A 23799-nucleotide genomic window follows, 5' to 3' on the forward strand; every position below is an offset into this window, starting at 1 on the left:
GTTCGGATTCTGGTTGAGAATAGTCGATCGACTCTACGGTTTCTGAAACTTCTAGATTTTCGACAATCGGTTCTGGTGGAGAAGGTTCTATCGGGAGTCTCTCACTTTTATAAAAAACATTTTTTACAAAAGTGAGCATCCTGCTTGCTTGTTTAGAGATCTGTAGCGAGTAAGAGCCTCGGGTTCCTGTGACACCTAAACTGAGATGCTTCGCTTCACTCAAATCTACGGTTTCTGCAACTGGTTCTGATTCTGGTTGAGGATGTTCTATCGGCTCTACGGTTTCTGCAACTGGTTCTAATTCTGGTTGAGGATGTTCTATCAACTCTGCGGTTTCTGCAACTGGTTCTAATTCTGGTTGAGGATGTTCTATCGGCTCTACAGTTTCTGCAACTGGTTCCGATGCGGAATGAGAATAATCAAGCAACTCTTCAGTTTCTACAACTGCTTCCGATGCTGAAGAATGAGAATCATAGAGCGACTCTGGTTTATTTGAAACGGGCAGGTTGTCCGGGACGATCGTCGGTTGTGATTCTGATTGATGAGAATCCGCGATCGAATCTTGAATTTGTGTGGCTTCTTGGAGATTTCGATCGACCTCCGGTTCGCTGTGAACCAGATTTTCTTCCGGTTTCTTTTCAGCCGCTGTCAGCCTTAAAAACACATCTTCGAGAGTAGCGCGAGAGCGGCGCATTTCGCAGAGTCCAAATCCAGAGGCGACGATAGCTGTAGCAATTTCTCGTCCGGGTTCTCTTTCCGGTTCGCACAAGGCCCGCAAGCGGCAGCGATTCACTAAAAATTGCTGGCTTGGAATCAATTCGACCGATCGAACTCCTGGCAAATTTTCCAAAGAAGGCAACAGCAGACTGTTTACCAAATCTGCCTCGCCTTCGACTTCGAGTTCGTAGCCCTCTCCCACCGCCAACTCTCCCATCAAATTTTCGGGACTACCCGCAGCGGCGATTTTACCGCGATTGATGATGGTAACGCGGTTGCAAGTCATGCTGACTTCCGGCAGAATGTGCGTGGAAAGGATGATTGTGTGCTGGCCGCCAAGACTTTTGATTAAATTGCGGACTTCGATGATTTGTCGGGGGTCGAGGCCGACGGTTGGTTCGTCTAGGATAATCACTGGGGGGTCGTGGACGATCGCCTGGGCGATACCGACGCGCTGGCGAAATCCTTTAGAAAGTTTGCGGATTAAAACTTTGCGTTTATCAACCAGGCCGCAGCGTTCGATCGCGGAGGTAACTCGTCGCGCGCGATCGCCTGCAGGTACTTGCTTAATCCTGGCCACAAAAAACAGAAACCCTTCCACAGTCATTTCAGGATACAGTGGCGGGTTTTCCGGCAGATAGCCGATGCGCTGTCTGACGGCCATCGAGTTTTCGTGAACGTCGAGGCCGGCGATGCGGGCCGTACCGCTGGATGCCGGCAAATATCCCGACAAAATCCGCATCGTTGTGGTTTTGCCCGCGCCGTTTGGCCCCAAAAAACCGAGAATTTCTCCTGATTCGACCGAAAAAGACACGTCCGCGATCGCTGCGGTCGAACCGTAAGTTTTGCTTAAGTGTTCTACTTCAATCATTTGTCAGAAGTCACGCGATTTTAGGTTTTAGATTTTAGATTTACTTTGCCAACCACAGGCGGGACGCCTGTTCCACGAAGTTGAGAGTCCCGCCCGATCGGCGGGTCGATCGAATTTATGGCGAAATTTTTAATTTGATTTTGTCTTCCAGTGTAGTCTGGCAAGAACCAAATCTATCATAAGGGTCGAGCGTACTTTGAAGCAAAATGCTAGGGAGTACGGTGCGAAGCGCGGAAATGATTAGCCGACATACATCGAATCGCTACCAACTGACGCATCCTACCAGTAGAGTCCGTGCTTAACCGAACCCTCCACTAGCTGCCTTCGCTACAGACGCGGGGCTGTTTCTAGGTTGAGTAGCGCTTACGCGCCCCTCCGCCTAACGCGCCTTCGGGGTTCGTTCAAAAAAATCTCAACTCCTTTTCCAAATCTTGATTTCCCCCAACCAACCGGCACTAACAATAGTCTTACCGTCGCTGCTAATCGCCACAGCGCTAACGTAGCCAGCATGACCGCTCAAATTACCTCTCAATTCGCCCGATCGCACATCCCAAAGTCTCACACTCTTATCCCAACTCCCACTAACCAAAGTAGTGCCATCCCGACTGAAAGCCACCGACCAAACCCCGTCAGTATGCCCGCTTAAACGCCGAATTAACTGCCCGTTTCCTGCATTCCACAAACCGATTGTACCATTGCTGTTTCCCGCAGCTAAACTCTTGCCGTCGGGAGTAAAAGCTAGCGACAAAACAGACAAGCTTTTGCCGCTAATCGTGCGAATTGCTTGACCGCTAGCTAAATTCCAGAACCTTATTGAGCCGTCTTTGCTGCCACCAGCTAAAGTTTTGCTATCGGGACTAATTGCAACAGCATTCACTAACCCAGAATGCCCGGTCAAAGTCCGCAGCAATTCCCCCGTTTTGGCGTTCCAAATCTTAATCGTTTTGTCCCAACTGCCACTGGCTACAAATTGACCGTCGGGACTAACGGCAACGCTCGAAACTGCACCGGAATGCCCGCTCAAAGTGCGTACAACCGCGCCAGTTTCTAAATTCCAAATTTTCACAGTTTTGTCGTCGCTGCCGCTAGCTAACACCTTGCCATCGGCACTCGCGGCCAATGCGTTTACGGCTTCCGTGTGACCTTGCAGGGTAGTTTTTAATTGCCCGCTGGGAAAATTCCAAACTGAGATAGTGCCGTTGCTATTTCCTGTAGTAAAATAAGCGGAAGCTAGGGCAAGGGAACTGACAACTTCCGAAGGTCCTTTGAGGGTATTTGTGGCAGTAAAGGCGATCGTACTTGCGGGCGTGCGGGGCGCATTATTTGCCGGAGTTTTCGGGTTCCCGGCAGTAGGAGATTGGGGAACGACTGGCAGCGAAATAGTCGATCGCCATTTCATGAAAGTATTGATTTCTATCCCCGCCGCCACGATTTTATCGGAGTTGTCCTCTAACCTGACAATGCCGTTAATTGCGACAACTCGCCCTGCATCGTCGAGCACTGGGCCGCCGCTCATGCCGGCTCTCACTAAGTTGTTGTATACCAAAGTATAGCCGTTCCAAGGAGTTTGGCGGCCGGTAAGCTGACCTTCCGTGGCGATGAAAATCGGCTGTCTCAAAGAACCGCCGGATATCGGCCAGCCCGCCACATAAGCCTTGTTTCCCTTAGTTGCTGCGGAATTGGCTAATTGAGCCAGGGGGTAGCTTTGAGTGCTGCTGAACGGCACGACGGCCAAATCCGCACCGGGCATTCGCCGCACGAGGCTATAGTATACAGAGTGAGCTTTGCCGTCCGGAGTTACAACCTCGTAATCGCCGGCTTTATCGACAACGTGCCAGTTTGTGAGAATATAGTATGTGCTGCCCTGCTTTTCTAAAATTACTCCTGAACCGCCTTTTGGCCCCTGGATGCGAACAGTAATTTGTTGGGCAACGGTTTTAACTTTGTCGGCGGTTAATGCGAGGGCGATTTGAGGTGATGTCAGTGGGATGAGGGCGATCGAACTCAGGGCGATCGTAGCACTCAAAATAGCCGGAATTGTTCTGCTGTAATTCATTATCGTGTAAATTTAACATACCCACATATCAACTGACGCATAACTTTTCCGGTTTGTGGCATATTGACGGTTGAGAACGCCAAACCGCCTGCGCGATCGAACTTTCGACATTTGCACAAGCATAAAAATATTTGACACAGCCCTCTGGCTAGCAGAAAAATTTAGAATCGGGAACCGCACCTAGCCTCAACAATAGCCACTGGCTGATCTCTATTCTTTTCTCGGCAAATCAGAATTTGAGCCAAACGCTGCTCGGAATAATACCCATTAGCCATCCAGCCGAGGGGTGCGCCCGCGATCGCGCCGACTGCTAAACCAGTGATCAGGCTCCAAATAAGATGCTTTCTGGCGATCTGGTTTTGTTGCATAAAAATTTATCCTAAAGACTTATCCCTTACTAGAAGTACCATAAATAAAATTTACTGTCTTCCTCCTATTTACTTATTTCCTAAGTAGTAACCAACCCTCAGTAGGGTGGGAAATACGCACATTATATATCACTAAGTAGGGTGCGAATTATGCACCTTACTTAGTATATATGCTGCCCAATTCTATGCCAAATCAAACAGCAAAAATTCAGCATCTTCCGTAGCTTCAATCGCCAATTCAGACTCGCCGCTAACCGCCGCAGCGTCGCCATTTTTCAAAGGTAAACCGTTAAGCAAAATCGACCCGCTAGCAACTTGCACCCAAGCATGACGATTTGGCTGCAAAGTATGAGAAACCCGCGAATCTTTATCCAAAACAGCCGCATACAAATCCACATCTTGATGCACTTTCACAGCACCATCTCTCGCATCTCGTGCCGCCACTAAGCGCAGTTTTCCGTGCCTTTCTGCTAGGGGAAACTCCCGCTGCTCGTAACTCGGCTGCAAGCCTTTTGTATCTGGTAACAGCCAGATTTGCAGCAAATGAACCGGGTCTGTTTGCGAGTTATTGAACTCGCTGTGCTGGATACCAGTACCTGCACTCATCCGCTGCACTTCACCGGGTTTAATCACTGCACCAGTACCCAAACTGTCCTTGTGTTCTAATGCTCCTTCTAATACATAAGTAATGATTTCCATGTCGCTGTGCCCGTGAGTGCCGAAACCTCTGCCGGGGCTAACGAAATCCTCATTAATTACCCGCAAAGAGCGAAAGTTCATATAATTTGGATCGTAATAGCCGGCAAAAGAAAATGTATGGTAACTGTCTAGCCAACCATGATTAGCGTGTCCTCTTGCTTCACTTTTTCTAACGGTAATCATCTTCTGAATCCTCAGTGAAATTTATCGGGTATTTCTTTGATGTTTTTATTTTAAACCTAGTTAAGCTATTATGGATAGTACGCACTTAAAAGTGCGGTACTTACCAAAAAGATACTATGCAAGTCACAGAAGCAAAGGTCGATCGAGCAAATTGCCCGGTAGAACGAACTCTAGAGGTGATTGGCGGGCGCTGGAAAGTCTTGATTCTGCGGGAGTTGTTTCCAGGAGTGAAGCGTTTTAACGAGCTGCAACGAGCTGTCAACGGCATTACTCAGAAGATGCTGACGCAGCAACTGCGGGAAATGGAATCAGACGGGATTGTACACCGGGAAATTTACCTGCAAGTGCCGCCAAAAGTTGAATATTCGCTAACGCCTTTGGGCGAAAGTCTCAAACCGATTATTAATGCCATGCACGAATGGGGAATTCAGCATATTAGCGAAGATGGAAAATGAGCGGTTTCTAGATGTTTTTTTTCCGTCTTCCGACAGATTTCAAATTTTCAACCTAGTTCAACAATAATAATATGAACAACATAGAGCGTCTCGCCACCCTCAACCGCATCCGCAAACTCAGCCGCCTGATGGATACCGCCATTGGCATCCCCGGCACCAAATTTCGCATCGGCTTAGATCCGATTATCGGTTTGGTTCCAGGTGCGGGCGACATAGTAGATACCGCTTTTTCCGCCTACCTAATTTATTTAGCAACTCGATTCAACATTCCCCAAAAAACTCTAGGGAAAATGATTTACAATATCGGTCTAGAAGCCGTCGTTGGTTCAGTACCTTTAGTCGGAGATATCTTCGATGCTTTTTATAAATCAAACATGAGGAATCTGGCGCTTTTAGAAGCACACCTCGAAGAAGCTGAGCCAGAACTAGCCGCAGTTGCCGAACCTGTTCCTCAATCTATTAAATTGTAGGTACGAATTTCACAAACAATAATTGTAAATAACCAACAATCTCTCAAACCCGCCCATCACACTAAAAATCCCGCGCCTATTTTTCGCATTTAAAATGTAGGGGCGGGTTCACAAACAATAATTGTAAATAACCAACAATCTCTCAAACCCGCCCCATCAAACGAGAAATCCCCGCGCCTATTTTTGCATTTATATAAATCAAGGTTGATGTGAATTATTTGTTAAGTGGGGGCGGGTTTCTTAGATTGTTCATAGCTGGCCGGTATTATTTGTAAAACCCGCCCCTACATTTTAATCATTGATGTCGTTTAACCGCTTCCACCAAAGCAATAACATCCGCTTCTAGAGTATTAAAAGCCGTTACCAGTCTAACAGTACATTCATCCCACCGATAAAACAGAAAACCCTCAGCTAAAACCGCTGTAATTACCGATTCTGGAAGTTGAATAAAAATCTCGTTAGCTTCAACTTGATGGCAAAACTTCGCTCCCTCAACTTCCGCCAAACCTTGGGCTAATTTGGCTGCCATATTATTTGCATGAGCCGCATTCTTCAGCCACAAATCATCCGTTATATACGCTTCCAACTGCGCCGACAAAAACCGCATTTTTGAGAAAAGATGCCCGCTGCGCTTGCGGTAAAAAGGGAAAGTCTTTGCTAATTCTCTATTAAAAAAAACCACAGCTTCCGCAGCCATTGCGCCGTTTTTTGTCGCTCCAAACGATAGAATATCCACACCTGCGCGCCAAGTGATATCAGCCGGAGAACAGCCAAGACTGGCGACAGCATTGGCAAAGCGAGCTCCATCCATGTGCAGGTGCAAATTGTGAGCGCGAACTACTTCCGAAATATGGGAAATTTCCGCTGGATTGTAGACTGTGCCGGCTTCCGTTGCTTGAGTGATGCTGACGGCTGCGGGCTGTACGTGATGGACGATACCTGCACCAGCGCGATCGAGTATTTTTCCTAAAGTCTCTGCATCTATTTTACCATGATTTCCTGTTACTGTGACTAACTTGGCACCGCCTGTAAAAAACTCCGGCGCACCGCATTCATCCAGATTAATATGAGATTCCGCGTGACAGTAAACAGCCCCGTAAGGAGGAGTCATAACCGCAAGGGCCAGAGCATTAGCAGCAGAACCTGTTGCTACTGGAAAAACAGTCACCGATGTCTCGAATAAATCCGAAAATTTAACTTGCAAACGCTGCGTATATTCATCATCTCCGTAAGACATCACAGCACCGGAATTAGCCGCTGCAATCGCCGCCATAATCTCCGGCGAAACCCCGGTTGCATTGTCGCTACAAAAATTCATTAGAATAATTGGTAAATAGAATCTATAATATAACTCAATCCTCAGCAGTCAACACTCAAGCATTAAACCAAGAGGCAGAATTATGGCAGAATACCGCCAAATAGAATACCGCATCGGCAAAGACGGCAAAATTACCGAAACCGTCCTCAACGCCACTGGTTCGAGTTGCACTGAGACCACCGCCGAAATTGAAAAAGCCCTCGGAAAAATAGAATCTCAAGACTTGCTGCCAGAATACTACGAAGGCGAAGAAAATTTGAGCGTTGAACAAACGCAGACTTTAAAACAGGTTTAGAAGAGTTAAAGATGTTTGAGATCCTCGGTGCAACAGTTGATGTAACAACAGTGCCTGCCTTCAGCTTCGCGCTGGCTGTCGGGGGCATTTTTCTCATTTTAGTCTACCTTTATGCTGCATCTGAGGCTGGAGATGCGATCGAGTTTAAGTACGATAAAATTCTGCGGGAACGCATGAATCAGCTAGACATTCTCGATTGGCAAGACTTAGGCGAAAAAGCAGGTTTAAGTCGCTTTGGAGTGCGCTTAGTGCGGCAGGGAGACGTGGGAAAACTCACGCTAGACCAACTGAGACGGCTGGCAACAGTGCTGAATTTGAATTTTCAAGAGTTCGATCGCACTTTGAGCGCGCTGCCAATGTCGGCTACAATCACAACTAATCCCACCGAAATAGAAGAATTGAGGCAGCAGTGTTTCCGGCTGCGAGAAGAATTGCACCAGCAAAAAGCTCAACTAACTGCCGATTTTCGCCGCGCGACCTTTGAACAGTTGCAAACTTTGTTAACCAACTATCCCGCCGCCCGCAAAATGGCTGAAGCCAAGCCGGATATGCCCGCCAAAAATCTCTCAGCTTTGTTTACTCCCTTAGAAAACCTGTTATCAAGCTGGGATTTTCAAACAATCGGTTCTGCGTGGGAACAAACTGCTTACAATCCGCAGTTGCACCAGCCGGATGTTGAGGATATAACCGAAGGAGAATTAGTTTATATTCGGTTTGTCGGCTATCGGGAGGGAGAGCGAATTCTTGCTCCTGCTAAAGTTAGTCGCACCCTGCCAGCAGGAATGAAAAATTAAATTTAAAATCTAAAATTAACATGACTACAGTTGCCATTGACTTCGGCACCAGCAATACGGTTGTCTGCATTCTTAACCCGGATACGCAAACACCAGAAACTTTGAGATTGGGCGAGATGTCCCGCATTTTTAAAACGAAGAATTTGAGCGGAGATGTTCGAGAAATATCTGTAGTGCCGACTTTAGTGTTTGTGAAAAAGGTCGGAGAATTGGTGTTGGGAGAAAAAGTGCGATCGCAGCGTTTGGGGCAATCCCAGCCAGACCGCTTTTTCAAAGCTTTTAAACGCAATTTAGCTGCCGACTTTCAGCCACCGCCCCGCAATATCGACGGCGACACCTACACAGCAGAATCATTAGCAGAACAGTTTATTAAGACTATTTGGAAACAATTATATTTACATAATATACAGCCAGAAAAAGTAATTTTTACAGTACCCGTCGGAGCATTTGAGCGATATCTAGATTGGTTTCGCGACTTAGGAGAAAGTTTGGGAGTTGCGGAAGTTCACGTAATAGATGAATCCACAGCCGCCGCCCTAGGATATGCAGTAAAACGTCCCGGATCTATAGTTTTAGTAGTTGATTTTGGCGGCGGAACTTTAGATTTAAGTTTAGTCCGCACTGCTCTTACCCCCCCCTTACCCCCCCTTCTCAAGGGGGGGCTGGGGAGGGTGCGTGCCGAAGTATTGGCAAAATCCGATGCTTATGTCGGCGGCGAAGATATTGACATCTGGATTGTCGAAGATTATTTGCGGCAAATTGGTTCGTCGCGGGCAGAAGTCGGCCCAGTTGGCTGGCAAAATTTATTAGAAATAGCGGAAAAATTAAAAATTCAACTTTCTCAAGTTAATGAGGCGAAGGAAAGCTGGTTTGACGATGAAAATTTTATGTCTTACGAGTTGCAGCTAAACCGAGACAAGCTTGAGGAAATTCTGGAATCTAGGCAGTTGTTAGAACAGTTGCGGGAAAGTTTAGATGAAGTGCTGAGTATTGCACAGGGAAAAGGTATCGGCAAAGCAGATATCGAACAGGTTTTGCTGGTAGGAGGAACTTCTTTAATCCCGGCTGTATCTAATTTAGTGGTTTCGTATTTTGGGCGGCAAAAAGTCCAAAGAGACAAGCCTTTTGAAGCAGTGGCACACGGTGCTTTAGCGTTGACACAATTAGCGAGTGTTGACGATTATTTGCGCCACAGCTATGCCATTCGCCTCTGGGAACCTTATGCTAAAGCTTATGCTTATTCGCCGATATTTAGCAAGGAAATGAAGTATCCCTGTCAAAGTTCCGAAGAGTTGACGCTGCAAGTGGCAATGGAAGGGCAAAGGGAAATTCGGTTAGATATTGGGGAAGTTGCGGAGGTATCGCAAGCGGAGGTTATTTTTAACGAAAAAGGGCAAATGACGAGCAGCTTGCTCAACAAAAAAACGGATTTTCGGTCTCTGGAAAGCCACCACCAGCAGGTTTGCGTAGCGCATTTGGATCCGCCCGGGGTATTGGGAATTGACAGGGTTTCGGTGAGTTTTGAGGTGGATGAGAAACGGGTTTTGTTGGCGACGGTGCGGGATTTGGTGACTGGTAAGGTGTTGGTGGAAAAAGGGGCGATCGCCAAACTGCAATAATGGTAAAATTTTTAGATAACATTCGGATCTTGAAATCGGTACTACACAAACTCTCGTCCAGATGGTGCGCGGACGGAAGAATATTTATTTAAATCAAATTCATGCCGCCATGAAAAAGCAACAAAATAAATTTAGCCACCTGACGGCAATCGAAAGAATTTATCTGTCATTTCCGGCAAGATTTTTATTGGATAAAAACTTGCTGCAAGGGAAAGTCTTAGATTTTGGGTGCGGCTTGGGCAGCGATGTTAGATTGTTGCAGCAAAAAGGCTTCGATATTGCGGGTTATGACCCTTATTATTTCCCGGAATTCCCGGAAGATAAATTCGACACCATCATTTGCTTTTATGTTTTGAATGTTCTGTTTCCTGAAGAACAAGCTAATGTCCTGATGGAAGTGTCGCACCTGTTGAAACCGGGAGGGAATGCGTATTTTGCTGTGAGAAGGGATATCAAAAAAGAAGGCTTTCGAGAACATTATGTCCACAAAAAACCTACATATCAGTGCATTGTCAAACTTCCGTTTAAGCCTGTTCACCTAGATGAGTCTTGCGAAATTTACAAATACGTGCATTACAACCATCAAAGAAATTCTACTAATAACTGCATATTCTGCAATCCGTATAAAAACCTAATTTTGCTAACTGAATCAGCAACAGCTTATGCGATGTTTGACGGTTATCCCGCCAGCAAAGGTCATGTTTTAATCATCCCCAAGCGTCACGTTGCCAATTATTTTGAACTTCCGTTTCGAGAGCAATCGGCTTGCTGGTTTATGGCTAATAAGGTACAAGAGATGTTAAGTAAAGAATTTCATCCTGACGGTTTTAATGTGGGAATAAATATTAATAAACAGGCTGGTCAAAGTCGCACTCACGCGGCTATTCATGTGATCCCGCGTTATAAGGGCGATGCGGCTGGGAATAAAGGCGGAATTAGGTCTGTGATTCCGAAGAGTGAAAAATAAAAGTTAGCCAATTGTGAAATAAATTATTTTTTACCGCAGAGGCGCAGAGAACACAGAGGAATAGAGAAGAGAGGAATTCATAATTTTTGTAAGGATTGTTATATTTGAGCAAACGGCGAGCAAAATAGAGTTAAAATGTGTTTGCAAGGTCTAAAACTACACATTAGCAGCAATTTGGTGTTCTGTTTATGTCTAAGCGCAAAAAGCAAGAATGGCTCAAGGAAACTCTAGAACTCAAAGAAGACCACAATTGGAAGTCAAAGCCTGGAACTCGAATTTTTGTAGCAGGAAGAGGTGCAGTCCGCTTTGATGTCCCGGAAGATTGGCATTTTGAACCGGATACTAATTCGTTCCGGTTTACGGATAAAAAGCCGCCCGATGATGATTGTCGTTTGGAGGTTTCGTTTAATTTGCTACCACCTGGTAACTGGGGAGAGTTTCCGCTGGTGCCGCTATTACAGAAGGTGGTTGAAGATGATACGCGGAATCCGATCGCTTTTGGGGAAATTATCCAATTGAAGCGGCAAACTGCCCGTATTGTTTGGACGGAATTTAAGTTTATCGACCCTCCAGAACAGCGGGAAGCTTTTTCGCGAATCTGTATTGGATTGGGTTCTAATGTTCAGTGTTTGATTACTTTTGATTACTGGGTTGACGATGCAGAGCGTTTGACTCCTGTCTGGGATACGGTGATGGATTCGTTAGTTCTGGGTTTGTTTATTAGCGACCCTCTAACGGGGTTCGCACGTCCCGACTAGACCGATTTTATGGGAAACGTTCAAGAACTAATTTTGCTCAGTGTTGGATTGGCAAGCCACCGGCCAGTAAATTTAGAACCTACATTAAAGTTTACAGCCGCTTTGCCATGTAAATATCTGGCTTGCCAATTCCGTTGGCGTCGGGCATCACTCCCACGATCGCAAAACCCATTTTTTGATAAAATTCGTAGGGATGACCGCGCAAATTTCTAATTTTGGCGATGTGTTCCCAAACGTTAGGATAAAGATTGATGCCTGAAAGTGTTGTTTGATTGTCTTGGTCGTCGGTACCCACCCAGAGCACGATCCCTCCCCGGTTTTTAGCTTCTGCTGCTAAATCAGCTACGAGCGATCGACCAATTCCTTGTCTGCGAAATTCTGTTCCCACTACCAGCGGGTGCAGTTCCCAAACATTACCGTATTTTAGGACTTTAAACTGTATCCCCACTACTTGCTTGAGGCATCGCTTCAATCAGTGCCCGAAGCACCTTGTTGACTGCCTCTGGTGTTGAGAAAATCCGGGCAATATCCTCATCCAAAACAACGACTGTCATTTGTGGCTTTCCACTACGATTTGCAAAACGGTTGGGTTTGGCTTTTTTGTAGTCGAAGCGGTACTCTGACAAAAGGTCATCTTCCGAGTTTGAAGATTCATTAAAAGGCGTTTTCTTCATAGTCTTCACGCTCCTTTCTAGTGGCTATACGGGCACTAATGATACGGATTGTATTTGCACGTTCAGTATAGCTGACTAGCAGCAACTGATTGTTTTGAGAGTGACCGATGATAATTTCACGGCGCTCATTTTGGGAATGTTTTTCATCATCAAAAATTACGGCAAGCGGATTGTAGAAAACTGTCTTTGCTTCTTCAAAATTTACACCGTGCTTGTTGAGATTGATAGCTGCTTTGATTTCGTCCCATTCAAATTCCATACCCTGATTGTATGTTTTATATATTTTCGCGCTTTTGCTATCTAACGCTGCTTTTATTGTAATCGTACTCCACCTGAGTGCGACTCAACTTCCCCGCTGACTCGACGAAATAAGTTCGATCGCGCGTTTTCAGTATTTTCCCAAACGGAAAAGTTATCATTGATAACTTCCGTGAAGCGAAGCTATCCCGCAGGGAATCGCCCGTTAGCGAAGCCCTCGAAAAGGATCGCCAATTCCCCGCAAAATACTAACACAAGTGTCCTACAATTATCCCACCATCCGGCATCAACCAACCTGCTAACCCCATGCTTTGCGATTACCTGGTACAAATTCTCACTGCCCGCGTCTACGATGTTGCTCAAGAAACAGTTTTAGAATGCGCCCCGAATCTATCAGCACGGCTCAACAATAAACTTTTGCTGAAGCGAGAGGATATGCAGTCGGTGTTTTCCTTCAAACTGCGGGGTGCGTACAACAAAATGGCGCAACTGTCGCCGGATTTGCTAGCACAAGGTGTGATTGCAGCTTCCGCCGGCAACCACGCCCAAGGAGTCGCCCTCGCCGCCCGCCACTTGGGGACTCGCGCGATTATAGTCATGCCCGTAACGACGCCGCAGGTGAAGGTAAATGCGGTGATAGCCCGTGGTGGAGAGGTAGTCTTGCATGGGGATGCTTACGATGATGCCTACGCCTTTGCGCGCCAATTAGAGGCGGAAAAAGGTATGACTTTTATTCACCCTTTTGATGACCCCTACGTGATTGCTGGACAGGGTACGATCGGCATGGAAATTCTGCGGCAACATCAAAAACCAATTCACGCGATTTTTGTGGCAATTGGCGGCGGCGGATTGATTTCGGGAATTGCGGCCTATGTCAAGCGGTTGCGGCCGGAAATTAAGATTATTGGCGTCGAACCTATCGATTCCGATGCAATGAATCAATCGCTGAAAGCGGGTAAACGGGTGCGTTTGTCGCAGGTGGGTTTATTTGCTGACGGCGTTGCTGTGCGGGAAGTGGGGGAGGAAACTTTTCGGTTGTGTCAGGAGTATGTGGATGAGATTATTTTGGTGGATACGGATGATGTTTGCGCGGCGATTAAGGATGTTTTTGAAGATACGCGATCGATCTTAGAACCTGCAGGCGCTTTGGCGATCGCTGGTGCGAAAGCTTACGTGGAACGGGAACAAATCGCAGGACAAACATTAATTGCTGTTGCTTGCGGCGCGAACATGAATTTCGATCGGCTGCGTTTTGTAGCAGAAAGAGCCGAGTTTGGCGAACGCCGCGAAGCCATTTTTGCAGTCACAATTCCCGAACAAGCTGGCAGTCTCCGCAGGTTTTGCGAGTGTCTTGGAAAGCGCAATTTAACTGAATTTAGCTATCGAATTGCGGATGAAAAAGAAGCACATATTTTTATAGGTGTACAAATTCAAAACCGTGCCGATGCGGTGAAGATAGCGGCAAGTTTTGAAGATTGTGGCTTCAAGACTTTGGATTTAACTGATGATGAATTAACGAAATTGCACGTCCGGCATATGGTGGGCGGGCGTTCGATGCTGGCAGATCATGAATTGTTTTATCGCTTTGAATTTCCCGAACGTCCGGGTGCGTTGATGAAGTTTGTCGGTTCGATGAGCCCTAACTGGAATATCAGCGTTTTTCACTATCGAAATAATGGGGCTGATTACGGGCGAATTGTGGTGGGAATTCAAGTGCCGCCCGATGAGATGCAGGAATGGCAGGCTTTTTTGGATACGCTGGGCTATCAGTATGGGGATGAGAGTCAAAATCCGGCTTATAAGTTGTTTTTGAGGTAGGGTTTTTTGGGGAAAGGTACCCTCTTTATGAAGGAGGCAGTTGAAACCGGGGCACCCTACAACACAAACTAGAATCATCGTGCAAACTCATAGGCAACATTCGTGATGCGGCCGCGCCAGTAGGGCAATAGCGAGCCATCAGGCAGTTGCCACGCCACCTCACCGGAGAGGGGAATCCGCATACCGTCTCGCAATTCGTAGTCCCAGAAGCGGCCTTGCCAGGGCGCAAACACCAGTCCCCCGTTAACTGTACGGGCGCGGGCCTCGGCGCGGACAGTGGCGATTAGCCCTGCTTCATCAAAGCGGAAATCCAGGGAAACAGCGGTGTCGCCATCCTGTAGTGTTGCTCTGGCGGAAGAATTGTCGATCGCCTCCCAGCGAACACCCTGACTCGGCAGCAGTCTCGTCGGATACCAAGCCGCTTCCGCGAAAAAGCGCATCAGTTCCCCTTGTGCAGCTTCTGGAGTGCCGCGGATATCCGCCAGAGTCACCAGGCCCAGCAGCGCTGCATGGAGGATGCCTTCGCCAGAAATGTAGGCATCATGAACGAACGCATTGATACCGGGCATCATGGCAATTCGCCCGTCCCAGTCAAAGCCAGGGGGCTGAGTAATTACGAGTTGAGTTGAGGTGAAGGCGCTCCATGTTTCTGCGGTTTCGCTCATGTTAAACGTGCCTTCGTGGGAAACCCGCGCTGCTGCAATTAGCGGTTGTCCATCCTCGATCACCGCGCGAAAGTAGCGCTGCACTGGCTGGGGTAAATCGGCGATTTCCCGCGCATCAAATGTCAGAGGTTTAATCGGCAAGCGTGCAGTTTCCAGATTGGCTCGCAGTTCCTTGGTACCGAGATGCCAGCGGTATGCTCCAAGGGCGATCGCGCCCACAATGCCAACTACCAGCGCCAGGATAATTAGTACGATCGCCGATCGCCACATGGTGATTCCTCTTGATACCTAAAAACGAGTTAATCAAGTGCGAGTCTTAAACCCATCTACCCACTACAACTCTCAGCGTTCCATCTGCCAAAGTTTCCTCTTCTTCAACATTAAAACCCTCTGATTGCACCGCCGCCATCAAACTTTTTCGCGCGTATTTTTGACTAATTGAATTGACAAATTCCTGCTGGTTAATTCTAGCGCCCCAAAAATCCGCTACCAATTCGTAATCCTCTCCGCTGCGGCGAAAACCCAAATCGTAACCGTTGGATTGCCGAATCACGTACTCGGCATTAGTTTTGTCACCCCGATAACCCCGCACCTGCACATTGCACTCTACTTGATAACCCAATTCTTCCAACACTTGATGCAGCAGTTCGCCGTTCTTGATCTGAACCTTGATCGTTGTGAAGTGTGACATATCACTTTCGGATTTTTGTGTGAAACGCTGATTTGATTATAATACTATAAACTCCAACCGTCAATAAGTTAGAAGTTGCGCTCTTAAACGCGGTTTTAGCGTCACCAAAAGCAGCCAGGTTACAAGCCCCCGGATTCATAGGCTCAGAAAATTACAACTGAGTATCCGATAACAATTCCCCCGATTTATCCGTGCGTAAGTTTGCTTTTTTTAGTCATCCAATTCTGAAATCAAAAATCAAAAATCAAAAATCGTATGATGCCCGACAATCCTAACCAACCTAGAGAATATGATGCCGTCCTCGGCGGTCAAAGTCAAATCCCGATCGCCGGCGCTGTTTTGGGAGGCATCGCGGGGGTAAAGCAGCGCTTCAACAGTCCTAGTATCGAGTCGCGGATTGCCGCCGTTAAAGATGCTCCTAAATACGGAGGCGCTGGTTTAAATTTAGCAATTGAGGCGCTGCTTGACCCCGCAGCAGAAGTGCAGCGAGTTGCTTATTTAATTTTGCGATCGAGGACAGAACCTCTAGTGCGCCAAGCTTTAAAAGACTTCGTGCCTTACAAGCTTTTTGACTGCATCCGCACTGTGAAAACTGGAACAAATCTTGCGATTAGTCCCGGAGGATCTCGCACCGCGAGTTTGCACGGGAAAATAATTAGAATTTGCGATGTAGATACAGGAGAAATACTCTATACTGTTGACAAGTATCCCCGCGCTCAAGAAACTTTTGTCCTGAGCCAAGAAAGTGAAGTGTTTGTAAGGAGCAGAAATACTCCAAAACACCGCGCGATCGAAATTTGGCAGGGAGGAGAATTGCAGCATACTTCCCTCGGACATGAAGCGGAAATTAGCGCAATTGTCGTCAGTCCCGACAGTCAAGTTATCGCCAGCGGTTCGGCAGATACTACTATCAAAATTTGGAATTTAGAGACGGGAAAGTTAATCTGTACCTTTGGGAATCTTTTAACTTGGGGAGCTCATAAAGCAGGAATTGTTAGTCTTGCTTTTAGCCCGATCGCACAAACTCTCGCTAGCAGCAGTTCTGATGGTACAATTAAGCTGTGGAACCTCCGCAGCAGAGAGTGCTCTCAAACAATTAAGGGTTATGCGAATTGTCTGGCTTTGAGCCCAGACGGGCAGACTTTGGCTACTGGCGGCTGGGACAGAAACATTCAACTGCGACAGCTATCGAATCCAGATAGTTCAATCACATTGGCAGGGCATTTTAACTCGATAAATGCGATCGCCTTTAGTCCCGACGGACGCACTGTTATCAGCGCTAGTGCAGATGGTAATATCAAATTTTGGAATGCCAGTACGGGCGAAAATTTTTACACTATCAGCGGACATCAAATCTCTGTTACTTGTCTTACTTTTAGCAGCGATGGTGAAACTATTATCAGTGGCAGTATAGACAAAACTATCAAAATTTGGGGAGTTAATTGAAGGAAGTTCGGCAACGGATTCGCTCCACGGATGTAGCGGATGGAAGAAATAGAGAATAGGGAATAGGGAAGAAGGCAGAAGGCAGAAAGAAGAAGGAATCGACCTCATGATTTGCACAAATTAAGTACCTCCCAACCATTCAGGGGCTGCCTATATTTCAATTTTCCCGATTCTCTCTTCCTCGGTGCGTGAATCTACGCAAACAAATATAATAAATTTACAATTTCAGTTCTTGTGCAAGCCGAGGAATGCGGAACTTTTTTTTCCAATACTACAAATAGTTACCGTAAAAATACCGACTGGCAGGCATTATTCAGCTTATTATAAATTTCTAAACAGTCGCCCAAAAGCCCAATCTAGCAGTAATTTCTGAATCATTTAAAGTATCTTTAATATATCGCATCTTGGTCGGATGAGTATTCCTGCTAATTGTAATATTTGACTTAAAAAGTTTATGCTTAAAAGATAGGCTGGGGTTAAATACACAGTGCGCCCTAGAGTAACCATGTCACACTGCAACCAATCCATCTGTCGTTCTCGCCATTTCGCAGAAATGTGCGATGCTGCTGCCAGTTGGCAGCAAAAAGCCGATCGACTAACGGTAGAATTAAACACCACCCAGGATCGGCTTCACGCAGAAATCGATCGGCTCAAACAAGCCAACGAAACCCTTCACGCCGCTGTCAGTTGTGCGCCAATTTTCCTGTGGGCAACAGACAGAGAAGGCAAGTTGACCCTTGCAGCAGGAAAAGGATTAGAAAAATTGGGACTCAAACCCGGTGCAACTGTCGGGCTTTCGATTTTTGAAGTTTACAGCAGCCAGCCAGATATCTTAGAAAATATTGCCGAGGTGTTAGCAGGAAACGATCGCACTTGGAACGTCCGAGAGAGGCATTTTATTCACGAAATTCGATCGGCAGCGCTGCGAGATGGAAACGGCGAAGTGGTTGGGGCAGTGGGTGTTTCTACTGAAATTAGCGAGCGCGAGCAGTCGATCGCAACTCTGGAGACGGCAAATCAAGAATTAGAAGAGAGACTTCAGAAGCAGACGAAATTTTTCAATGCAGCACTTGCCGAAAGCGAAAAAAAGTACCGCAACCTCGTAGAAACCTCCCAAGAATTGATTTGGTCGATCGATACTGAAGGCCTCTTGACTTTTGTCAATTCCGCCGCCAAACGCATCTACGGTTACGAACCGCCAGAAATGATCGGACGCCACTTCACCGATTTTTTAGTTCCAGATCAAGCAAGTAGACCAAGAGAAATATTTGCTCAACTTTTAGCAAGAACCAAAATTCAGCCACAAACCGCTAATTCTCTTTACGAAACAGTACAGATTCGTAAAGACGGTACTCCCGTCCACCTGCGCGTCAACAGCATCGTCAACCAAGCTGAAAACGGCGCTATTTTAGGCTTGTTCGGAACGGCGACAGATATTAGCGATCGCAAGCGATCGGAACAAGCACTCCAAGAAGCTACAGACCAACTTCGCGCCGTTTTGGATGCGGTACCGGGACTGATTTCTTGGATCAGTTCAGATTTGCGGTATATTGGAGTCAACCAGCACTTAGCAACCTCATTCAACCTGTCTCCTGAAAGCTTTGTCGGTCAAGAAATAAACTTTCTCGAGAAAGGCTCGACTTTTGGAGAACTGATCCGAAATTTTTTTGAGAGTTCATCTCAGCAAACCTGGCAAGAAATAGACATTGAAATTAACGGTTTCGTCCGCAACTATTTGATAGTAGCTCAGAAATACCATCAGGGAACTGCTGCGGTTTCCGTAGGAATAGACATTACCGACCGCAAGCGTGCAGAAGCTCTAAAAAACCAATTGATATGCTCGCTGCAAGAATCAGAACACAAATTTCGTAGCCTTTATGAAGCCACCAGCGACGCAGTAATGTTGCTTGACGAAAAGGAGTTCTTTGACTGCAACCCCGCTACCTTAAAAATATTTGGCTGTAGCAACACCAAAGAATTTTACGGCAAGAGATTGAGCGACTTTTCCCCACAATTTCAGCCGAGCGGACAAGACTCATCCAGTCTAGCAATACAGAGAATATCGGCAGCATTGCAAACAGGTAGCTGTCGCTTTGAGTGGGTACACAAACGACTTGACGGTTCAGAATTTTCCGCAGAAGTTCTGTTAAACGCAATGGAAATTAACGGACAAAAATTTCTCCAAGCTGTAGTACGCGACATTACAGAGCGCAAACGGGATGAGGATCAAATCAAAGCCTCCCTCGCCGAAAAAGAAGTCCTTCTCCAAGAAATTCACCACCGCGTCAAAAACAACCTCCAAGTTATTTCTAGCCTGCTGAAACTTCAGTCTCGCTACATTCAAGACAGCCACGTTAGTGAAATGTTAAAAGAAAGTCAAAACCGAGTCAGATCGATGGCTCTGGTTCACGAACAATTATATCACTCCAAAGACTGGTCAAACATTGATTTTGCTGAATATATCCAAAATCTCGCACACAATTTATTCCAAGCTTATGAAAATCATGCAGAAGGCGTTAAGTTGCAAACAAATATTGCGCCGTGTTCTCTTAATATTGATACGGCAGTTCCTTGCGGGTTAATTATCAACGAGCTTGTGACAAATGCTCTCAAATATGCTTTTAAAGGACAAATTAAAGGTAAAATTAACATAGATTTCTCTTTGGAAAAAAATCGACTTTGCGTGCTAACCGTGAGCGACAGCGGAATTGGTTTTCCTCAAGACTTAGATTATCGAAAAGCCCGAACGTTGGGTTTGCGACTCGTCGGGTCTTTAGTCAAGCAAATCCGGGGGGGAATAGAACTGTTAGAAACTGCTGGCACAACTTTTAGAATAACCTTTTGTCAACCTAAATTGCACTCTGAGGAAAAAAATTAGTGTCTAACAAAAAAATTCTGATAGTTGAAGACGAGAGCATCATTGCGGAAGACATTTCCGACAGTTTGATATCTCTAGGATATAGAATAACTGGCATGGTCTATTCGGGAGAAGAAGCGATTGAATCGGCAGCCAAGTTGCGCCCGGATTTAGTTTTAATGGATCTTAACCTGCAAGGAGAAATCGACGGCATTACAGCAGCCGAAGAAATTCGCTTGCGCTTTCAAATTCCCGTAGTTTATCTGACAGCTTATGCCGATGAAACTACTTTGCGACGAGTTAATAGTACAAAACCGTTCGGCTATATTGTCAAGCCATTTGAAGAAAAAAACTTGCACACAACTATTCAACTGGCACTCTACCGACATCAGTATGACAGCTTGACGAACCTGCCGAATCGTTCATTTTTGCGAGAAAATTTAAGTCGAGTATTAGATGGTCAAAAAGAATTGTCAGGATTCGTTCCAGTTGTCACGCTTAGCTTAGATAAAATCAACCGCATTAACAGTACCTGGGGACACGATATCGGCGACTCAGTGCTTTGCACCATCGCCCAGCGGCTAAATAACTGCATGGAAAACATTAATATTGTTGCTCGTTTGGAAGCGGCAGAATTCGCGCTGATTCTTAAACCTGTTGCAGAAAAACAGGATGTGGCAAAGATTGCTCAAAACATTTTAGATCTTGTCTCCCAAGGTATGATTGTCAAAGATTGTGAAGTGTATGTCACTGCTAGTATGGGTGTCTGCTTGTATCCCGGTGACGGCATCGACGGAGATGAAATGCTGAAAAATGCTTATATAGCAATGTATCAATCTCAGCAAAAAGGCGGCAATACTTATCATTTTTATACGGCAAAAAATGCTAATTATTTTATCAATACACTTCTTCAAGAAACTTGCTTGCGCCATGCTTTAAAAAGCTCAGAGTTTGAAATTTACTATCAGCCGCAAATAGAAATTAAAACAGGTAAAATTATTGGGGCTGAAGCTTTGCTCCGCTGGAATCATCCAGAACGGGGGCGAGTTTCCCCAGGGGAATTTATTCCCCTGGCTGAAGAAATGGGCTTGATTGCACCGTTGGGTGAATGGGTATTAGAGACTGCTTGCAGGCAAGCTAAAACATGGCAAAGAGAAGGTTTACCGCCCCTCCGAGTGGCAGTTAACGTATCCGCCCGTCAATTCGAGCGCAAAAATTTCACGGAAAGAGTCAGGGAGATATTAACAGAAACTGGCCTCGATCCCAAGTGTTTGGAATTAGAACTGACGGAAAGTCTGGTTTTGCAAGACGAAATGGCAGCAGCTAAAGCTTTTACGGTGTGGAAAGATCTGGGAATTAGGATAGCAATTGATGATTTTGGAACGGGATATTCTTCTTTGAGTTATCCCAAACTCTTTCCGTTTGATGCGATCAAAATAGACAAGAGTTTTATTCGCGATATTGCAGACGATCGCCAAAATGCAGCGATAACAATAGCGATTATTCAAATGGCACACTGCATGAACATGACAGTGGTTGCTGAGGGGGTAGAAAATAAGCAAGAACTTGATTTTTTGTGCGAACACGAATGCGACGAAATTCAAGGCTATCTTTTCAGTCAGGCTTTGCCAAGGGCTGAGTTTGAAGCGCTACTGAAAAGCGATAAGTCCTGGGATTTATGCTGGAGGAAGCAGGAAGTTCGGCAACGGATTTGCTAGGGGAAGAAGGAAGTTCGGCAACGAGCACTGTACGGGATGTAACGGATGTCAGGAATAAGGAAGTTCGGCAACGAGCACTGTACGGGATGTAACGGATGTCAGGAAGAAAGAAGAAGGAAGAAGGAAGGGTGTCAGCAATTAATAACATCCTAATTGTGTTAGTTGTTGCTAGACAAGAGAATAATGGGGAAGTGGTAGTTGGTAATTGATAATTGGTAATTTTCCCTCATGACTAATGACTGATGACTGATGACTAAGTTAAAAGATACGATCGCCCAACCAACTTCCCAGCCACAGCCCGAAACCCGAAGTAGCCACCAACAGGATAACCGTGTAAAGCCCGCTGCTAGTGTGGATCAACCTTTCTGCAGCTACCATCCGCGCCACAACTCCAGCAATAATGCCGATCGCAGCCCAAGCCCCATAAACAGTCTTAGACCCGGCGATAGCTAAGGCTTGGACGAGATCCCCCGATCCCGCCCCAGCAAAAGCCCCAGCCCACGCCCCAATCCCCAGCCCGATCGCACCAGAGAGCCCGACGGGGCCCCCAGAATTCCCACCTACTTCCGCCGCCAGCCCGCACATCAAGCCCACAACCCCCCAACAGAGGGCCGCCACCAACACCTTGACCCAATTCCCAGAACCAGTTCCAGCCATCAATCCCACCACTGTCAGCACTCCCGCTACCGCCAAAACAGCAGCCACAGCCCGCGACTCGGCCTCGGAACTGGCGATCGCCCCCAAACCAGATCCCACAGCGCCCCAAGCCGCCCCTGTTACCCTTCCTCCCGCCTGAAAACCGGCGATCGACCCCCCCACCGCCCCAGCCAAAACTAATGCCGCCAGCCACACTCTAGGCGTTGCTGAACCCTCCGCCAGCAAAATCGCGGCCCACAGCCAATCTGCACCGCAGATTAAAGCCCACATCCACAGGGGGGCGGCTGATACAGTCAAAATCCAACCGGTCAAAGCGTAACTAGCCACGGCGATTGCCAGCGGCCACCAAGGGAAGCTTGAATAGTGTTGAGATGGCCGCACTTCCCTCGGCGCGCTTCGCAGTTTTGAGTATTGAGTGGAAAATTCTTTTTTCCTTTTCGAGATAATCTTTGGATAGTTTTGAGATGGCGGCGCTTCCCTCGCAACCCTTTGCCCTGGTTGCTTTCTTCCCCGCCGCGCTTGGCGATTTTGAGTTGTAAATCGTTTCTTGCTTGAAGAGTTCTTTTGAGTTTGAAATTTTTTCGAGGTGGCTTTTGGGCGGGTTTGACGGCGCTGGGAACTAGGCCTAGCGACTGATTTTCGAGAACGCCTTCTCAGCGGCTTTTCCGGCGCAGGGGGCGGTGGCTGCGGAAACTGTTTTTCGATCGACCTCGATTCAGGCTGACTCAGAAACGACAGCAACTGCTGGTAAGCTTGATTAATTTCTGTTAATCTTTGTTGAGCTTTTTGTTGCAGGCGATCGTTGTTGGCAAACCGATCGGGATGCCACACAAACGCTAAATCCCTGTAAGCGCGCTTAATTTCTTCTAAGGAAGCTCCCGGATCAATTTCGAGGATTTCGTAGCATCGGTTAATGTCACCCATAGGCTTCGATCGGCAGTTGTTGGTAAATTTGCGTGAAGCGAAGCTATCCCGCAGGGAATCGTACTTAACATCTTCTACTATTCTCAGCCAAGCTGCACAGTCAAGCGATTTGATATTTGAGATTTGAGATTGGGACTTACGCATCACAACCTTCTGAAACCGGGTTTTTTACCGTTTCTGCGAGGTGTAACGCACTATGATGCAACAAGCCCGGTTTCTGACCACCCGTGGGTTTACCGCTTGCGAGTCATAGAAGATAACATCCAAGATTTCTCTCTTTGACTGAGTACGCGGTCTGGTTTTCTTGTTTCGTGGTAATAATGGCTCGATGAGTTCCCACTCTTTATCGCTTAAGCTGCGGGAGTACGACATTTTTTCTGATCTTAGCTCATCATCACAGATTCCCAATGGGTTCTATAAGATTTACAGCTATTTAGGTGTACCTCACCAAACCGTGAATTGCTATATACTGGAGAAGACAATTCGCCCTCAAAAGCCAATGTCAGAATTGCACTATTGAA

General features: G+C 46.5%; 22 protein-coding genes and 1 pseudogene. 11 read left to right on the plus strand and 12 right to left on the minus strand.

The window, feature by feature from the left end; all coding sequences use genetic code 11:
• Window positions 1-535: 535 nt before the first annotated feature.
• From QUA53_RS01850 to QUA53_RS01865, 4 genes and pseudogenes are all read right to left on the minus strand, one after another.
• Window positions 536-1588, minus strand: a pseudogene (locus tag QUA53_RS01850) (ABC transporter ATP-binding protein); the annotation flags it as partial.
• A 412-nt stretch (window positions 1589-2000) separates the two neighbouring features.
• Window positions 2001-3644, minus strand: coding sequence for a WD40 domain-containing protein (locus tag QUA53_RS01855; RefSeq protein ID WP_333094581.1), 1644 nt, complete (start codon window positions 3642-3644; stop codon window positions 2001-2003).
• A gap of 161 nt (window positions 3645-3805) precedes the next feature.
• On the minus strand, window positions 3806-4012 hold the full coding sequence (locus tag QUA53_RS01860; protein ID WP_333094582.1) for a hypothetical protein: 207 nt from the start codon (window positions 4010-4012) through the stop codon (window positions 3806-3808).
• Between the two features lie 183 nt (window positions 4013-4195).
• Window positions 4196-4894, minus strand: a complete 699-nt coding sequence (locus QUA53_RS01865; RefSeq protein WP_333094583.1) for a pirin family protein — start codon at window positions 4892-4894, stop codon at window positions 4196-4198.
• Between the two features lie 116 nt (window positions 4895-5010).
• Here QUA53_RS01865 and QUA53_RS01870 point away from each other — a divergent pair, with 116 nt between their 5' ends.
• Both QUA53_RS01870 and QUA53_RS01875 read left to right on the plus strand, forming a co-directional pair.
• Window positions 5011-5349, plus strand: coding sequence for a helix-turn-helix domain-containing protein (locus QUA53_RS01870; RefSeq protein WP_333094586.1), 339 nt, complete (start codon window positions 5011-5013; stop codon window positions 5347-5349).
• A gap of 71 nt (window positions 5350-5420) precedes the next feature.
• On the plus strand, window positions 5421-5819 hold the full coding sequence (locus tag QUA53_RS01875) for a DUF4112 domain-containing protein (RefSeq protein WP_190737102.1): 399 nt from the start codon (window positions 5421-5423) through the stop codon (window positions 5817-5819).
• Between the two features lie 295 nt (window positions 5820-6114).
• Here the strand turns inward: QUA53_RS01875 and QUA53_RS01880 are convergent, their stop codons facing one another.
• Window positions 6115-7137 carry a low specificity L-threonine aldolase gene (locus QUA53_RS01880; RefSeq protein ID WP_333094588.1) on the minus strand — a complete coding sequence of 341 codons (1023 nt, stop codon included), beginning with the start codon at window positions 7135-7137 and terminating at the stop codon, window positions 6115-6117.
• 82 nt (window positions 7138-7219) lie between these two features.
• On the opposite strand from QUA53_RS01880, the gene QUA53_RS01885 reads away from it, so the two are divergent.
• The 5 genes from QUA53_RS01885 (at window position 7220) to QUA53_RS01905 (ending at window position 11570) form a co-directional block, all read left to right on the plus strand.
• Window positions 7220-7432 (plus strand): DUF2997 domain-containing protein, encoded by a 213-nt coding sequence (locus QUA53_RS01885; RefSeq protein WP_333094589.1) that lies wholly within the window; start codon window positions 7220-7222, stop codon window positions 7430-7432.
• Between the two features lie 11 nt (window positions 7433-7443).
• A complete protein-coding gene (locus tag QUA53_RS01890; protein ID WP_333094590.1) occupies window positions 7444-8226 on the plus strand; it encodes an XRE family transcriptional regulator in 783 nt (260 codons plus the stop codon).
• A gap of 20 nt (window positions 8227-8246) precedes the next feature.
• Entirely contained in the window at window positions 8247-9845 is a 1599-nt protein-coding gene (locus tag QUA53_RS01895) for an Hsp70 family protein (protein WP_333094592.1), read from the plus strand.
• 109 nt (window positions 9846-9954) lie between these two features.
• Window positions 9955-10812 (plus strand): bifunctional class I SAM-dependent methyltransferase/HIT family protein, encoded by an 858-nt coding sequence (locus tag QUA53_RS01900; protein WP_333094594.1) that lies wholly within the window; start codon window positions 9955-9957, stop codon window positions 10810-10812.
• Between the two features lie 188 nt (window positions 10813-11000).
• Window positions 11001-11570, plus strand: coding sequence for a hypothetical protein (locus tag QUA53_RS01905; protein ID WP_333094595.1), 570 nt, complete (start codon window positions 11001-11003; stop codon window positions 11568-11570).
• Window positions 11571-11661: 91 nt separating this feature from the next.
• On the opposite strand, the gene QUA53_RS01910 is transcribed toward QUA53_RS01905, so the two are convergent.
• Genes QUA53_RS01910 through QUA53_RS01920 form a run of 3 tightly spaced genes read right to left on the minus strand, consistent with a single transcriptional unit; the run spans window position 11662 to window position 12503 of the window.
• Window positions 11662-12018: a GNAT family N-acetyltransferase gene (locus tag QUA53_RS01910; RefSeq protein WP_333094596.1), complete on the minus strand. Its 357-nt coding sequence runs from the start codon at window positions 12016-12018 to the stop codon at window positions 11662-11664.
• Window positions 12002-12244: a hypothetical protein gene (locus QUA53_RS01915; RefSeq protein WP_333094597.1), complete on the minus strand. Its 243-nt coding sequence runs from the start codon at window positions 12242-12244 to the stop codon at window positions 12002-12004. The genes QUA53_RS01910 and QUA53_RS01915 overlap by 17 nt, the downstream gene beginning before the upstream one ends.
• Window positions 12225-12503 (minus strand): BrnT family toxin, encoded by a 279-nt coding sequence (locus QUA53_RS01920; RefSeq protein ID WP_333052755.1) that lies wholly within the window; start codon window positions 12501-12503, stop codon window positions 12225-12227. The genes QUA53_RS01915 and QUA53_RS01920 overlap by 20 nt, the downstream gene beginning before the upstream one ends.
• Before the next feature lie 284 nt (window positions 12504-12787).
• On the opposite strand from QUA53_RS01920, the gene ilvA reads away from it, so the two are divergent.
• A complete protein-coding gene (ilvA, locus tag QUA53_RS01925; RefSeq protein WP_333094622.1) occupies window positions 12788-14320 on the plus strand; it encodes a threonine ammonia-lyase, biosynthetic in 1533 nt (510 codons plus the stop codon).
• Between the two features lie 74 nt (window positions 14321-14394).
• Here the strand turns inward: ilvA and QUA53_RS01930 are convergent, their stop codons facing one another.
• Both QUA53_RS01930 and QUA53_RS01935 read right to left on the minus strand, forming a co-directional pair.
• Window positions 14395-15255 carry a DUF6920 family protein gene (locus QUA53_RS01930; protein WP_333094598.1) on the minus strand — a complete coding sequence of 287 codons (861 nt, stop codon included), beginning with the start codon at window positions 15253-15255 and terminating at the stop codon, window positions 14395-14397.
• A 46-nt stretch (window positions 15256-15301) separates the two neighbouring features.
• A complete protein-coding gene (locus tag QUA53_RS01935; protein ID WP_242724949.1) occupies window positions 15302-15676 on the minus strand; it encodes a DUF1257 domain-containing protein in 375 nt (124 codons plus the stop codon).
• 255 nt (window positions 15677-15931) lie between these two features.
• On the opposite strand from QUA53_RS01935, the gene QUA53_RS01940 reads away from it, so the two are divergent.
• The 3 genes from QUA53_RS01940 (at window position 15932) to QUA53_RS01950 (ending at window position 21697) form a co-directional block, all read left to right on the plus strand.
• Complete coding sequence (locus QUA53_RS01940) at window positions 15932-17122, plus strand: WD40 repeat domain-containing protein (RefSeq protein ID WP_333094599.1); 1191 nt, start codon at window positions 15932-15934, stop codon at window positions 17120-17122.
• A gap of 505 nt (window positions 17123-17627) precedes the next feature.
• Entirely contained in the window at window positions 17628-20000 is a 2373-nt protein-coding gene (locus QUA53_RS01945; RefSeq protein ID WP_333094601.1) for a PAS domain S-box protein, read from the plus strand.
• On the plus strand, window positions 20000-21697 hold the full coding sequence (locus QUA53_RS01950) for an EAL domain-containing protein (RefSeq protein ID WP_333094602.1): 1698 nt from the start codon (window positions 20000-20002) through the stop codon (window positions 21695-21697). Before QUA53_RS01945 ends, QUA53_RS01950 begins: the two co-directional genes overlap by 1 nt.
• A 258-nt stretch (window positions 21698-21955) precedes the next feature.
• On the opposite strand, the gene QUA53_RS01955 is transcribed toward QUA53_RS01950, so the two are convergent.
• Together QUA53_RS01955 and QUA53_RS29115 are read right to left on the minus strand one after the other, a co-directional pair.
• Window positions 21956-23422 (minus strand): DnaJ domain-containing protein, encoded by a 1467-nt coding sequence (locus tag QUA53_RS01955; protein WP_333094603.1) that lies wholly within the window; start codon window positions 23420-23422, stop codon window positions 21956-21958.
• Window positions 23423-23446: 24 nt separating this feature from the next.
• Window positions 23447-23650 carry a transposase gene (locus QUA53_RS29115; protein WP_445243221.1) on the minus strand — a complete coding sequence of 68 codons (204 nt, stop codon included), beginning with the start codon at window positions 23648-23650 and terminating at the stop codon, window positions 23447-23449.
• Window positions 23651-23799 lie beyond the last annotated feature (149 nt).

Source organism: Microcoleus sp. Pol12B3 (assembly GCF_036701355.1).
Classification (GTDB): domain Bacteria; phylum Cyanobacteriota; class Cyanobacteriia; order Cyanobacteriales; family Microcoleaceae; genus Microcoleus.

Coding starts and splice junctions, on each gene's coding strand:
- QUA53_RS01855 (WP_333094581.1), bottom strand. CDS start 3,644: ATGAATTACAGCAGAACAATTCCGGCTATTTTGAGTGCTACGATCGCC.
- QUA53_RS01860 (WP_333094582.1), bottom strand. CDS start 4,012: ATGCAACAAAACCAGATCGCCAGAAAGCATCTTATTTGGAGCCTGATC.
- QUA53_RS01865 (WP_333094583.1), bottom strand. CDS start 4,894: ATGATTACCGTTAGAAAAAGTGAAGCAAGAGGACACGCTAATCATGGT.
- QUA53_RS01870 (WP_333094586.1), top strand. CDS start 5,011: ATGCAAGTCACAGAAGCAAAGGTCGATCGAGCAAATTGCCCGGTAGAA.
- QUA53_RS01875 (WP_190737102.1), top strand. CDS start 5,421: ATGAACAACATAGAGCGTCTCGCCACCCTCAACCGCATCCGCAAACTC.
- QUA53_RS01880 (WP_333094588.1), bottom strand. CDS start 7,137: ATGAATTTTTGTAGCGACAATGCAACCGGGGTTTCGCCGGAGATTATG.
- QUA53_RS01885 (WP_333094589.1), top strand. CDS start 7,220: ATGGCAGAATACCGCCAAATAGAATACCGCATCGGCAAAGACGGCAAA.
- QUA53_RS01890 (WP_333094590.1), top strand. CDS start 7,444: ATGTTTGAGATCCTCGGTGCAACAGTTGATGTAACAACAGTGCCTGCC.
- QUA53_RS01895 (WP_333094592.1), top strand. CDS start 8,247: ATGACTACAGTTGCCATTGACTTCGGCACCAGCAATACGGTTGTCTGC.
- QUA53_RS01900 (WP_333094594.1), top strand. CDS start 9,955: ATGAAAAAGCAACAAAATAAATTTAGCCACCTGACGGCAATCGAAAGA.
- QUA53_RS01905 (WP_333094595.1), top strand. CDS start 11,001: ATGTCTAAGCGCAAAAAGCAAGAATGGCTCAAGGAAACTCTAGAACTC.
- QUA53_RS01915 (WP_333094597.1), bottom strand. CDS start 12,244: ATGAAGAAAACGCCTTTTAATGAATCTTCAAACTCGGAAGATGACCTT.
- QUA53_RS01920 (WP_333052755.1), bottom strand. CDS start 12,503: ATGGAATTTGAATGGGACGAAATCAAAGCAGCTATCAATCTCAACAAG.
- QUA53_RS01930 (WP_333094598.1), bottom strand. CDS start 15,255: ATGTGGCGATCGGCGATCGTACTAATTATCCTGGCGCTGGTAGTTGGC.
- QUA53_RS01935 (WP_242724949.1), bottom strand. CDS start 15,676: ATGTCACACTTCACAACGATCAAGGTTCAGATCAAGAACGGCGAACTG.
- QUA53_RS01940 (WP_333094599.1), top strand. CDS start 15,932: ATGATGCCCGACAATCCTAACCAACCTAGAGAATATGATGCCGTCCTC.
- QUA53_RS01945 (WP_333094601.1), top strand. CDS start 17,628: ATGTCACACTGCAACCAATCCATCTGTCGTTCTCGCCATTTCGCAGAA.
- QUA53_RS01955 (WP_333094603.1), bottom strand. CDS start 23,422: ATGCGTAAGTCCCAATCTCAAATCTCAAATATCAAATCGCTTGACTGT.
- QUA53_RS29115 (WP_445243221.1), bottom strand. CDS start 23,650: ATGTCGTACTCCCGCAGCTTAAGCGATAAAGAGTGGGAACTCATCGAG.